The sequence below is a fragment of the Bacteroidia bacterium genome, assembly GCA_019695265.1.
Taxonomy (GTDB): Bacteria; Bacteroidota; Bacteroidia; order JAIBAJ01; family JAIBAJ01; genus JAIBAJ01.
Window position 1 is genome coordinate 1 of the sequence record JAIBAJ010000033.1, and the last position, 13,621, is coordinate 13,621.

The 13,621-nt window shown below is 40.7% G+C and carries 13 protein-coding genes; all 13 read right to left on the reverse strand.

Translation table 11 applies throughout. The annotated features are described in order from the left end of the window. Positions 1-257 precede the first annotated feature (257 nt). Complete coding sequence (locus tag K1X82_06735; GenBank protein MBX7181788.1) at positions 258-956, reverse strand: SDR family oxidoreductase; 699 nt, start codon at positions 954-956, stop codon at positions 258-260. A gap of 1 nt (position 957) precedes the next feature. Next, positions 958-1,104, reverse strand: coding sequence for a DUF2256 domain-containing protein (locus tag K1X82_06740; GenBank protein ID MBX7181789.1), 147 nt, complete (start codon positions 1,102-1,104; stop codon positions 958-960). Continuing rightward, on the reverse strand, positions 1,070-2,212 hold the full coding sequence (locus K1X82_06745) for a deoxyribodipyrimidine photolyase (protein MBX7181790.1): 1,143 nt from the start codon (positions 2,210-2,212) through the stop codon (positions 1,070-1,072). Before K1X82_06745 ends, K1X82_06740 begins: the two co-directional genes overlap by 35 nt. Continuing rightward, positions 2,209-2,478, reverse strand: a complete 270-nt coding sequence (locus tag K1X82_06750; GenBank protein MBX7181791.1) for a TIGR03643 family protein — start codon at positions 2,476-2,478, stop codon at positions 2,209-2,211. The genes K1X82_06745 and K1X82_06750 overlap by 4 nt, the downstream gene beginning before the upstream one ends. Then, on the reverse strand, positions 2,471-3,964 hold the full coding sequence (locus tag K1X82_06755; protein ID MBX7181792.1) for a cryptochrome/photolyase family protein: 1,494 nt from the start codon (positions 3,962-3,964) through the stop codon (positions 2,471-2,473). Before K1X82_06755 ends, K1X82_06750 begins: the two co-directional genes overlap by 8 nt. A 6-nt stretch (positions 3,965-3,970) precedes the next feature. Then, entirely contained in the window at positions 3,971-4,438 is a 468-nt protein-coding gene (locus K1X82_06760) for a tryptophan-rich sensory protein (protein ID MBX7181793.1), read from the reverse strand. Next, a complete protein-coding gene (locus K1X82_06765) occupies positions 4,435-4,893 on the reverse strand; it encodes an SRPBCC family protein (protein ID MBX7181794.1) in 459 nt (152 codons plus the stop codon). The genes K1X82_06760 and K1X82_06765 overlap by 4 nt, the downstream gene beginning before the upstream one ends. 115 nt (positions 4,894-5,008) lie before the next feature. Beyond that, positions 5,009-5,881: a hypothetical protein gene (locus K1X82_06770; protein ID MBX7181795.1), complete on the reverse strand. Its 873-nt coding sequence runs from the start codon at positions 5,879-5,881 to the stop codon at positions 5,009-5,011. 2 nt (positions 5,882-5,883) lie between these two features. Further along, on the reverse strand, positions 5,884-6,507 hold the full coding sequence (locus K1X82_06775; protein MBX7181796.1) for a hypothetical protein: 624 nt from the start codon (positions 6,505-6,507) through the stop codon (positions 5,884-5,886). 4 nt (positions 6,508-6,511) lie between these two features. After that, positions 6,512-7,492 carry a hypothetical protein gene (locus tag K1X82_06780; protein ID MBX7181797.1) on the reverse strand — a complete coding sequence of 327 codons (981 nt, stop codon included), beginning with the start codon at positions 7,490-7,492 and terminating at the stop codon, positions 6,512-6,514. Between the two features lie 354 nt (positions 7,493-7,846). After that, positions 7,847-10,096, reverse strand: coding sequence for a TonB-dependent receptor (locus K1X82_06785; protein MBX7181798.1), 2,250 nt, complete (start codon positions 10,094-10,096; stop codon positions 7,847-7,849). Between the two features lie 60 nt (positions 10,097-10,156). Beyond that, a complete protein-coding gene (locus K1X82_06790) occupies positions 10,157-10,549 on the reverse strand; it encodes a hypothetical protein (protein MBX7181799.1) in 393 nt (130 codons plus the stop codon). Between the two features lie 397 nt (positions 10,550-10,946). Then, positions 10,947-13,439, reverse strand: coding sequence for an AAA family ATPase (locus K1X82_06795; protein MBX7181800.1), 2,493 nt, complete (start codon positions 13,437-13,439; stop codon positions 10,947-10,949). Positions 13,440-13,621 lie beyond the last annotated feature (182 nt).

Here is a 13,621-nt window from a genome sequence, read left to right on the forward strand (position 1 = left end):
GAATAAATTTCATGCATAAATATACTGAAAATCAATGTATTGTGAATTTATTATCGGGTAAGTTATTAACAATCAGTAAGTTACAAAAAGGAGGGCTTTTTAGACAAACTGACGATAGAGGCAAGTAACCCACAGGCCAACGCGGCGCTAGCCAAGTGGGCCGAGGATTACAGCCGATAGCGTGACCCGAACGCCTTTGACAAATTATTGAATATCAATTTAATAGGGTGGCGGAGGGGGCCCGCATACTTCTTAATTTATACTTTCAAATTGCCTAAACCTCCGTCTAATCCAATCACCTGACCTGTGATCCACGAACTGTTTTCCGACAAAAGAAACTGGGCCAATGCCGCCGAATCCTGCACCGTACCAATGCGTTGCAAAGGATGTCGTTTGGCAGCCGAATCTTGCTTTTCAGGAGTGTTTAACAGGTTCTGCGCCAACGAAGTATCACTTAAAGAAGGGGCAATAACATTGAAACGGATGGGAATGGAGGCATACTCGGCAGCCAAACTTTTTGCCAAAGCCTCTAATCCCGACTTGGAACAGGCAATGGAGGCGTGAAAGGGCATACCAACACGGGCAGCAACCGAACTAAATAATACGACACTGGCCTTACCTTGTTTAAGTCGCGGTAGCAATTCCTGAATGCACTGAACGGCTCCCAATACATTTTGACGAAAATCGTTCAAAAAATCTTCCTCACGTAGGCGATGAAAGGGTTTGAGGGTAATAGATCCCGGACAATAAACTAATCCATGAATGGCCTCGGGGAAATCGTTTCCGGCTTGTAGGTTTTGTTTGCCGGCTTCTAAAAGAATGGTAGAAATGCCTTGCTTCGTTAAGTCTTCGGAAGGGGTTTTTGTAATTGCAATTACTTGGTTTTCAGGATGTAGAGCTGAGGCTATGGCTAATCCAATGCCTTTTCCGGCTCCAATTATGACGATATTTTTCATGTTATAAAGGTGTTTTTTTTTGTTTGCATCGTTGGCTGCAATACCTGACTTGTTCCCATACTTTTTCCCATTTTTTCCTCCATGAAAACGGGCGCATACAAACCGGACAAACTTTACTCGGTAAATAGGTCTTTTTGACGTTTCTCATGGGTTTCAAATTGCTTTTTTAGGTAGGATTCAATCTTTTTCCAATAGGCAAAAAATGAAGGGAAATATCCTTGAATCTCCGGAACCATCCATTGTCTTTCCTCTTGTATGCCTTGCCAGTGGCTACAAAATGGATGTTCCTTGAAAATTAAATCAGCACCTGAAAGCATGGTTTTTAATTCTGAAAATTCACCTACCCAAACTTGCAATCCTGGTATGTTTTGAGCTAAGGCCAAGGCGAAATCCAGGCATTTTTTGCTGATAGGGTATTGGGCGAAATGCTTGGGTTCTAGCAAAAATATTCGGTTCCCTTGGTGTTGGGGATGCCAGTTGGGATCGAGGTTATAGTAGGAATACACCAAGGTTGGAAGGTTGGCCTGAATGTTCAAAGGGGGCTTGGGCGGTAAAATCGTGGTAAGTTCGGGTAAGCTTCTCTTATTTAACTGTTCCGGAACAGGTAGAAAGGGCAATTGTTCATAGGATGTATCGAGAAAGGTTTGGAATTGGGTTTGACCGGTATATTTGGAGATGTTTTCCTGGTTGGCATAGTATTTTTTGGAACTGTTGCATCCGGCTACCCATTGCCAACTGCAGACATTGCTGGCCCAGTCTCCATCGAGCAAATGGTAATACATCCATTGTGCCGGAAGTTTCCAATAGGTTTGTCCGATGTTGCAGCAAATAGAAGCTATATACATTCGACAATGGTTATGTATGTAACCGGTATGGTAAAGGGTTTGAATGGCGGTATCGATGCCTGTTATTCCGGTGTTTCCCAATACAATAGCATCCGGCATTTGCAGGTAATTGGCATTTTGCTGAGGTGATTTGAGCTCTAGTTGAAGGTTTTTTTCTTGTCCAACCCGTTGGAAATAGTCTCTCCAGGCCAGTTCTTTTAAGAAAGCTTCAACCTGATACATGGAAAAACCCTGCTGAATAACCTGGTTCAATACATCCTTGGTACTGATGACACCTCTTGAAATATAAGGTGATAAATAGGTAACTCCGCCATGAATATAGTTTCTGGATTTGCCATATTCAATGGGATCGATTTCTTTTATTCTCCGGTAAATTTGCCTGAGCTCGGTGGGGAATTCAGGTTGAATCATCGTTTAGAAATTTTGTTATTCGAAATACTGCGCTGAAGTTTGCATTTGAACCGATTGATTTCAGGGTTACGCTTTTTTGTATGCTTTTGACTTACACCGGAATTTACACGTTTTCGCCACATTCTAAAGCTGGAAGGTTTCATTTCGCGGCGCATCAATTCAATTACTCCAGCTTCGTTTATGCCAAACTGGAAATAAATAGCTTCGAAGGGTGTACGATCTTCCCAAGCCATTTCAATAATTCGATCTATTTCTTGTTCAGTCATGTTGATGAAAGTTGTTTAAGAAGGTATTGGCAAGAAGTAGAATCTGCGTTCTTTTTGCTTCGGGTTGTTTATCCCAGGTTCTGATTAACATTCCTAATCTTGGATTAGATAAGAAAAAACTTCGGTTTTGATGGAGGAAACGCCAGAACAAGGCATCCCAAAGCTCGGTCCAGGATGTTGATTTTTCGAAATTGCTCATTTTCAGCAGGTAGTTGCTTCCACTGATATAAGGTTTGGTGCACATCATACCACCATCGGCGAATTGGGACATTCCGTATACATTGGGAACCATCACCCAATCGTAGGCATCGATATACATTTCCATAAACCAACGGTACACTTCATCGGGATGGATTTCACAAAGCAGCATAAAGTTACCTAAGACCATCAGCCTTTCAATGTGATGGTTATAGGCTGTTTGAAAGGTTTTGCTCAAAATGGTATCCAGAGGTTTAATTCCGGTAGTTCCATTATAAAATGCTTTAGGAATCGGATGTTGGAACTTCCAAAAATTGGTAGTTCGTTGTTTGCTGCCTTCTCGTATATAAACAGCTCGGATAAATTCTCTCCAACCCAGCACCTGTCTAACAAATCCCTCCAAACTGGCAATGGGAATTTGATTGGATTGGGCATAGGAAATGGTTTGATCTAAAACAAATGCAGGGGAAAGCAATCCGCTATTCAGTAAGGGAGAAAGTACAGAGTGGTGGAGGATTACCTGGTGTTGAACAATGGCATCTTCATAAGGTCCGAAATGGTGGAAACGGGTGTTTAGAAATTGGTTTAGCCAATCTTTTGCATCGGCAAAGGTGGTAGGGTAAACCATGGTTGAGCCAAGTGTTCCCGGATTCTCAGGAAAATGGGAGAGGATATAGTTTTCTGCTTCCCGGTGGAATTGGTTTTTTTCAGGGAAATAAACGCCTGGAGGGGTTTGGGAAGCAGGATATTTGAGCCTGTTTTCACTGTCAAAGGACCATTTTCCTCCCAGAGGATGTCCGTTTTGGTCCATCAATATTTCCTTTTTTCGACGAAAATGGATGTAGAATTCGGTTTGGAAATACCGTTTATGGGAACCGAAAAAGCCATTGATTTCTTCTTCGCTGAGCAGAAAGCCGGGATTGTCCAGGAATTTATAACCAAGTTTGTATTGTAGGCAGGCTGATTTAATTCGGCGGGTGAGCCAGTTATCGCAAGGGTCGATGCATGAAATAAATTCGGCACCCTGCTTTACGAGATCAGAAATCAATAAACGGATATCAGAAAGTGGGTTTGTTGATTCGATGTACAGTACCTCGAAACCCCGTTCCTTTAAGTAATGCTCGTAAAACTTTAAACCTGCCCTATGGAATACCAGCTTTTGTTTGTGGAAATGGTATTGTCTGAAAAATAGGAATTCTTCGACTAAAACTACTTGGGTTTCAGCAGGTATGACTTCGGTTGATTCGAAAAGCTGGTGGGGAAAAACAAGGTGATACCTGTTTGCCATAAAATGCTAATTAAGTCGCCAAATAGTGAAGGTGAGAAAACTTGCAAAACCTACCCAGGCCAAATAGGATAACATTAATAAAGAAGCCCAGCGATGAATGGGATAAAATTGAAAAATGCAAATTAAAATAGCTATCCACATGCAGGTCATTTCCAGCAAGGCAAAACCGATATGGCGTTGGATAAAGAATATTTCGGACCAGGCCAGGTTAAGAAAAAACTGAACAAGAAAAATAAGAATGGCTTGAGTTCGAAGCGGAGATTGTGAATGCCAAACCAATGCAAAGGAGACACCCATTAACAGATAGAGTACCGACCAAACCGGACCAAAAATCCAATTCGGTGGATTCCAGGATGGTTTATGGAGTTCGAGGTACCAGGTTTGAATAGACTCGGAGGTTCTAATTCCGCTTAAGGCACCAAGTACCATGCAGGCTACAATGGAAACAATAAGTTTAAAGGCTAGTGAATTCATGGTTTTTGATTAAAGTGTTTTTCCAATGCCTGGTATCGGTAGGAGAATATTTCTCGCACCTTCTTATCCACAAAGAGTTTACCTGCTAACCAACCAAATACCGATTTGCCTATATCATAATGTAAGATGTCGGTCATGAGGGTGCCACCCTGAACTTCTTTAAAATGATGCTCATGGTGCCAAATATGGTAAGGTCCCATTCTTTGTTCATCAACAAAATAATTGGGAGCCTGAATATGGGTAATCTCTGTCATCCAATCCAATGGAATATTGAGCATAGGCTTGATTTTATAGGTTATGATTAAACCCGGATACATTTTTTCCGGAACCACGGAAGTTATTTGAAAATCAAGTTCCTTAGGTGTTACCGAATTCAGGTTTTTCGGAGTGGCAAAGAACTCCCAAACCTGGTCTATTGGCAATGGAATTAGTTGTTCTTGCCGAATTTGTTTCATTTTGTTTAATCTTTTAGATGCAAAGTTAAACAAAATGAGGAGGTTTAATCCATAAAAAATGCAAAACCCTGTAATTGGTTATGATTACAGGGTTTGGAATGGTTGTGGGAAATGCCTAGTTACAATCGTTGGAAAAGGAAAAGTCTGAGGTATTGTGACCTGGGTTTACGCCGCCGGGTTGTTGGATTACATCAAAAGTATAAGAACCTCCTTTGATTTTTTTGGCTCCCCCACAACTAAAATGAAATTGGGAGGCTACCTGTCCGGTAAATCCATAACTTTCATCCATAGGGGAATTTTTTACATAGGTATCGGAAATAACGGTAAAGTCTTTATGAACACTGGCATTTCCCGACCAGGTATAGGAATCATCTCCATAGCCTATTGCTCCTAAATTGGCCAATCCAAAAATGCCTGAAAACACAAAGTAAAAGCCTTTGTCGCTTCCTTTTTGAATATACAAATCGGGAAGCTTGCTTGAAAAGCCTCCATTGTTTAAAAGGGTATAGCTATTAATACTCGTTTGATCAAAATAGGAATAGAATCGTCGGGTGCTAAACATATTGTCCATTTGTCCGCCCTGGAAGAAACCGGATACTACTTTCACATCATTTTCATAGTAGTCACTAAAATAAACGTGATGCATATAACCGGAATTTCCTGAAACCGGAACTATGGAATCTTCAATTATTCCTTTTCTGATAACGCCATCGGTTCCGGAACAGCCTGTGCCGAAATTGAACACTAACTTTTTGTAGTTTCCAAAATCGTTGATGGTAATAATGTTTGGACAAGTGAACAATTGGCAATTGTTTTCAATCATAGCTTCCCTTACCATAATGGCTACATTAAATGAAATATTCAATGCCACCGGAAAATTGTTTTTAACTGCAACTGCATCTCCCGATTCGGTAGCATCTTTTTTACATCCAACTAAGGTGTATGACAAAAGGGTTATGGCAAAGCCTAGTAGTAGTTTGTTTTTCATGTTTATGCAAGCCAAGATAATAAAGCACCTAATAAAATGACGCCCAGTCCAACAAAAAGGATAATTGCGCCCGTGGTTGTTTTCGATTTGTTTCCGGCATTGAGCGCATAAATAATGATTCCAACCAAAACTAAAATCCCTCCTAAAATTAATCCCATGGCAAAAATGGCTGCTCCACCTCCTCTGCGCCTGGTTTGTCCGTTTTCATTCAAGGCTTTTTTGTTGGCCCTACGAATTAATTTGGAACCTTTTAATTGGTCAGAGCTTGATTTTAACTTAACTGCAAGACGAATAATATCCTTCATTTCGAGGTTAGTCGTCACTTGCTCCTTATCGTTCCTGGAACTTAGCTCCTGGTTTTGAATTTCCGTGGGCTGTTCAACCGGAATTTGAACTGTGGTAGCGCAAAGCATTCTATCCGGCGTTGCAGCCTCTTGCGTTTCGGTTGGTGTAGCTTTCTTTGATTCTGCTATGGCCTGTTTTTCTATTCGGTCCTTCTGTGCTAAGTTTAAATAGTTTCCTTTGTTGTATCGTCTTTTTTCAAAACTTAACTGTGAACTGGAACAACCGGCCAGGAGAATTGTTGTTGCCAACAAGGTGAGTAGGTAGGCAGTACTTGTTTTCATTTAATTAATTGCAAAAAATAGAATAACCTGTTGTTAAATCTCCGGTTTGAGAGGGGGAACTTCCGGATTGACATAAAATTGGAAATACTTGCTCAACCCCAGGTTCAAGCGTGATGGTTCCTCCTTCCAATACAATGTAATTGCCAAAACCGGCATCATAAAAATACGATGTACCATCTAATTTATGAATGGTAACCGCATCTTTCAAAGTTTTTGGATAGCTACCCGGACCATAAGAAATAACGGCAACCTGATTATTGCTATTTCCGGTAAATGAATTGGTGCTGTTGACTGAGCCAATACAATGTATATCGAACAAAGCACAATAATCAAGAATTAGATTGGAAGTAATGAGGTTATTATTGAATTCCAACAAATTGACATTGTCTCCGAATTTTACACCCAGGTTGCCGTTTTTAAACGTACAATGATTAACCTTTACATTAATATTTTGTGTAGAATATGGATTCCCAACCGATTCCAATAAGCCATCTACATAGGTAAATTCATTGGTATGACCGGAGTAATTATCTGCCCAGTTTCGATTAAAAATGCAATAGCTGAATTCGTTTACCTCGGTGTTGTTGTTTTGTAAATTGATTTTGGTGAAGGAATTGTTAGTGCCATCACCGGAAAATTCTATGGGGTTTTCGGAAGTACCATTGGCTACTATATTTCCTGAAACCAATATATAAGTTGCAGGGTTAATCATAGAGGATTGGTGAAAAACCACTTTTACACCGGGTTCAATGATTAATCTTCCTGAAACAATTAAAGGGGCATCAAATTCATAATCGGTGCTCCCATCGGTGGTTTTGTTTGGCCAGGTAACTACATCTTTTACATAATAGAAACCATCTGATTCTTTGGTAACACCCGGTGGAAGCGTGTCTGAATCGGTACTGTCTTTTTTACAACCAATCAAACCGGCAGTTAGCATTCCGGTTAAAAGGATAAATCGAAGCTGAGGTAAAATTGTTTTCATTATGTTGCTATGGATGAATTAAGTAGTCAAATTAAAAGAACTGAAAGGATAAAAAAAATGATTTGAAACAGAGTCTTGTCTGATTAAAGTTGGAAAGAAATAGTGCCTGCAAAAGAAATTCCCGGAAATACCTTTAGTAGAAACTGCGGTCTGGTGGCTTTTTCCCAAGCCCCCAAAAAAAGGTAACACTTTTTTCAAGGCTTGAAAGTTAAGACAAAGGTCAGTTGTCGCAATCATCCGTAAGCTAGGCAGCCTTCTTTTCATTCCCCAAAATTAGGGTGTCGGTCATGAATTATCCTAACCGAATTTTTCTAATTATTACTCAAATCGCAGTGATTTACAGTTACATACCTTTTAGAATTTAGTTCGGAATCCGGCATAAATATTTATACCCATGGTAGGTGCATAAACCATACTGGCATCAAAGTAATTGCTTCCGGTATTATCACTTGAAAGGATAACCGGGGAAACTTTGTAATTGCTCAGGTTCTCGCCTCCTACATAAATTTCCCATTTTTTAAATCCCCGGGTAATTTGGGCATTGATTTGGGGAAAAGGTTTGGAATAGGCCGGTAATTGAAATTCTTCCGGGTTGGAAAGGGTAGAAGGGAGGCGCATAGAACCAATGTACTGAATAGTAAAGTCAAATTTCCATTTGTCAAATCGGGTAGCATAGGCCAGGTTTAACATGGCTTTATGCCTAGGCGTGAAAGGGTTTTCTTGCAACTTTCCGGCTAATGTTGTGCGGGAGTCGGTGTATTTATAAGCTAGTTTTATTCCCAACCGTTTTAATGCCTCCCAACTTAGTTCTACATGTGCTGCATTCGAAAAGGATTGTCCTTGCAAATTTCGCAGTATTACTTGTTGAGGATGTTGGTCAAAATCGGCTATGGTTCTTTGTTCAAAATCAGTTCGGTAATAATCCCCAATTATCTGTCCTTCCCTGCCTCCCAGCTTAAATCCTGAAACGAAACTTACTCCATAGTTCCAGGCCGATTCGGCTTTTAAGGCCTCCGGAACCAGCACTGTTCGGTTACTTGGCATGATAGCTTGTTCAAAAAACGGATTGGCCACCCTAAATCCTTTTCCTCCCGAAAACCGCAAAGCCGACTCCGGCCATAGGTTTACTTTGAGGTGTAACCTGGGGCTTATTCTTGTTCCATATAGGTTATGAAAGTCGATTCTGTATCCAGCAATGAAGGAAAACCTTCCATTTTTGTTGAAATCATACTCTGCAAAAAGTCCCGGAACCAATTCATTTCTGTTGAAACTGCTATCATTGAATTGCTGTAAATACTGATCCACTACCAAACTAAGTCCGGTTTTAAATTTATGTTTGGCATGCCGAATAATGCTTTCATAAATGAGGTTTATATATCCGGTTTTTTGTTGGCCACTTAGCTTTTTGGTATTGGTTTGAATATTGGTTTGCTGATACCTCCAACTGCTTACTGTCCCAATGCTTTTCCATGGTTTTTCAGGAAATAATATTCCAAATTTGGTAAATAGTTCTCCCACTCGGTTGTTTACTTGAATTTGGTAATCAGCCAGTAAATGTTGTCCTCCCTGATGCCTGGAACCTGGTACTGCTGTTCCTCCCATACGATCGTCTAATAATCCCCTAAAACCTATCTGGCCTTCCACTCGCTTGCCGGAATGATAATGCCACTTGTGCATCAAATTGGCTTGGTATCCGGTTGGCATATCCAAAAAGTTGTCGTGGTTGTGGTCGTTTTTTAAAAAAGTTCCGTTTCCATGCAACAAGGAAATGGTTGACCAGCCTTTCTTTAGCTTGTAGGCCGAATAAAGGTTTCCTTCCACTCGTCCTAACTCACCTATGTAAAAATTGGCAAATAACTTTTCGGCCTCATCGGGTTTTTTAAATTCCAGGTTGAGTTGTCCGGTCAATGCATCATATCCGGTAGCCACTGTTCCTGCACCTTTGGAAATTTGAATATTTTCCATCCATGGTCCGGGAACAAATCCTAATCCATAACTGGAAACTATTCCGCGTAAAAACGGTATTCCTTCGGCTGTTATTAAAGTATAAACCCCATCCAGACCTAACAATTGAATCTTTTTGGCTCCCGAAATGGCATCCGTAAAAACTACATCAATGGAGGCATTGGTTCCAAAGCTTTCTGCCAAATTGCAACAAGCTGCTTTGAGCAATTCTCCTTTATTCATGGTTTCTACCCCGGTGGTGGAAAGGGTCGACATTCGCGAAGTGGCATTTCCTGCATTAATTTGTACTTCCTGAAGTTGAATTCCTGGTTTTAATTCCCACACTTTGTTCGAAAAATCCTCCAATTGAAAGGTGTCGCTTTGATATCCCATCGCACTTACCACAACGGATTGAGGAAACAAGGCTACCAACTCCAATGAAAAGTTTCCAAGACTGTCGGAGTTGGTATTTCGTGCTGGTTGAGACAGGCTATAAAGGCTTGCAAATGGAACTGCTTCCAACGTGGATGTTGCTGTTTTAGCCACTAATTTTCCGTGAAGTATGCCTGAAATTTGGGCCTGAACAAACTGGTTTAATAAGCAGCAGATTAATAGGAATAATCGGCTAAAAGGTATATGTGAAATTTTAAGAAAAGTCATAAGTATAAGATTGGTTAATAAACAGTTAGGGCGATTGTGGGCGCCAACGATTTTCCAATCCTATATATTGTAACGGCTCAAAATAGCTAACGAATTTCCAACACTCAGAGGAGGTCCATGGTCCGGATTCCAAACCGGCCTTTTGCCTGATTCCCTGAATTGGGGCTTCCATTCGGTTCCAAAAAAATCTAAAGCAGGAGGTATAATATTTGATCCACTTACCGGCTTTTCCTTGTCTGTTTTAATTTGGATTTTAATAAATTCACAACACCTGGCCTGCAATTTAGCCTGTTGGGAATCGGATGGTTTGCAGCATGAAAAGTTATCTTGTATTCGCCATTGGGTTTTCCCGGACGATAAGCAGGTCATTCCCAAAACGTGTAATGTAGAAGGCGTAAGACTAATGGAAAGTATCCAAAAACTTAACAGTATGTAAAAAATACCTTTGCGCATTCAGGTACAAAAATACATACAAAAAGGGAAAAAAAGTCTATTTATAAATTTTTGGCGGGCCCCCTTCACGCCTAAAAAAAGGTCTGCAAATTTTCAAAAGTCTTGCATGGGCGTTCGGGTCACGCTATCGCCTGTAGTCCTCGTCACCCTAGGCTAAGGCCGTCGGGTTCCTGTGGGCTACCTGGCTCTATCGTTGCCCGGGGTGCAAACCCAATCTTTTGGTTCAACGGTCAAAGTTTGGGCTTGCACCCTCGGGTAGGGATAGAAGTGGATAGCCCACAGCCCCCCGATGGCGCTAGCCGAGGGGGGCGAGGACTAGTAACGGATAGCCCGGCCCCGAGCATTCAAATGTGTGTAAGATTGTCTATATTCCTACGAGGGGACCCGCCAAATAAAACTAAGATTCTACTACCGGTTGAAGCAATTTATTTCGATAAGCACGGTAAAGAGTCAATTCGTCAAAATTGGCAGTTTCGCCGGCCTTTTCCTTTAATTGGCCTAACTTCCATTCCGGATCCCATTCGATAAATACTTGTTCCAATTTTTCCAATAGCTGAGGATTTAACAAAAGCGAAATGTCCAACTCCCCCGATGAAACATATGGTATTAAATGCCCCTTAATAGTGGATGTTGCCAAATTTCTTGCCTGAGCCACAGCTTCCATGCTTCCTAATTCCAGAAACAGTTTAAAACTTAGACCGGAGCTAGTAGCCTTATCCGTTTGTTTCTTGTTGCTTTCTTTGGGTTTTCTTTCCCTTTTTTTGGGCAATGATGGTGGGGTAAGTGATTTTTCAATACCCTTTTCCTGGACATAATTTCGAATAATCTCAATAAATTGTGGTCCGATTCCTTCCACTTTTGCCTTTCCAAAACCACTTATTTTCAGAAGCTCCTCCTTGCTTTCCGGCAATATGGTACACATTTGACTTAGCGATTTTTTGTTTGCAACCAGGTAAATTGGCATGTTTTCTTCTTCGCAAATACGGTCACGAAGTTCTCTTAAGGCATAGTATAAGTTGACGTGGGGAATGTCGCGCAGGTCTTCTTTACGTCGGGTTGCATAACAGTTGATTGGACAAACCGGAAGATTCAAATTGCCTTTAAGTTTCATATAACTTTCGAGATTAAACTCCTTGCCAATTGTTTTCAAAAAGGAAAGTTTGCTATGGATACCTCGCCACAGTTCTTCTATAAGGGGATTCAAATCTTTGGCAGTTTCAATGCTTTCGGTTTCCAATGGACAGTTTTGTAAACTAGTCAGCTTGGAGTTGAGTTGTGCCGTAAAAAAGGAAGTAGCCTTATCTAAGCGTTCTTGCAACAGAACGGAATCAGCAGGATTTTCGAGCAATTGAAGGAGTTGCAGCTCAAATTTCTTGCAAACCGAATTTAATTCTACCCATTCATTTAACCAGTGTTCGGCCCATTGTGTTGAGGCGGAATTCAGATGTAAGCTTTGGTTGTGTACTTCTTTACTTAATTCCTGAGCCTGGTAAACAAATTCCTGAAAATTGAATAATTCTAAAAGGATTTTGCGATGGAACTTGGCCTTCCCTTCTTCCAACACCACATCAATCAGGTTGGCAGGAAGTTTTCGTTCGGAGAATTGAACTACTTTTTCATGGTTTTCCAAACTGTTTGGATTTATTTTTGATTTAAGGTAAATGCCCTCCAGGGTTCTGCAACGGCTTAAAGCAACATACACTTGTCCGTTCGAAAATGCTTTTTCAGCATCGATTTCTACCTCGTCAAAACTTAGTCCCTGACTTTTATGAATGGTGATGGCCCATGCTAAACGCAATGGATATTGTGAAAAGCTTCCAACTTCATCCTCTTCAATGGTATTGCTTTTCTTGTCAAGCTTATATTGGATGTTGGTCCAGCGGTCGGGTTTTACTTCAATGGCTTGGTTTTCTCCATCACAAAGTACCATGATGTGTTTTTCGGAAAGTTCGGTAACAAGGCCTAATTTACCATTGAAATAGCGTTTGTCGGTATCGTTTTTAACAAACATAACCCTTGCACCTACTTTTAATTCGATGCTGGGGTCGGTTGGGTAAGCCTTTTCCGGAAAGGTGCCATTTACATTGGCCTGGTATAGGAAGACAGGACCGCTAAGTTTGGCTAGTTCTTCCTGATTTACCGCATCAGCCATGTAATTGTGGGTAACCAGGGAAATTGTTTTGTCGCTTTTTACCCAATCGGGTTGATATCGGGTGTTAAGCAAGGCAATTGTTTCCGGGTCCAATAGATTGTTGCGCACTTTGTTAAGTAAATCAACAAAATATTGGTCGTTTTGCCTGTAAATTTTGTCTAACTCAATATAAATCGGATGAACCTCTGAAATCACTTTGGCATCAAAAAAGAAAGGACTGGCATAGGTTGAAGAAAGTATTTGCCATTCCTGATCGTTTACCACCGGAGGTAATTGATACATGTCGCCAATAAACATAACCTGAACTCCTCCGAAAGGGGCTTGGGTGTTACGCCTTACTACCCTTAGCATCACATCAATGGCGTCTAAAACATCACACCGAACCATGCTTATTTCATCAATGATGAGCAAGTCCAATTGCCGCATCACCGACCTTCGCAAGTTGTTTAATTTGGCGCTACCCAGCAGTTTATTGGATTGTACAGAAGGTTTAGTCTTATCTATTGGTGGTATGAACGGCGAAAATGGTAGTTGAAAAAAGGAATGAATCGTGCTTCCTCCTGCCTGTATTGCCGCTACTCCCGTAGGAGCTAAAACGGATATTTGTTTGAAGCAATTCTCCTTGATATATCTTAATAAGGTGGTCTTACCGGTGCCCGCTTTGCCCGTAAGAAAAATGCATTGGTTGGTTTCGTTGGCAAATGCATAGGCCCGACGAAATTGATCATTTAATTCCATAAAATAATTTTTGCAAATATAGTGATTTCTGATATTGTATGAAGAAAAAATATTTTTACTTGACCGATTCCAAAGTTACCACTTTTAACCTGACCTTTTGTCTTTTTACACTTAGGTCTTCTGTCCTTTTGTCCTACTCGTTCAATACTTTCAGTCATTTTGTCTTAGCTTTGTTCTTAGGA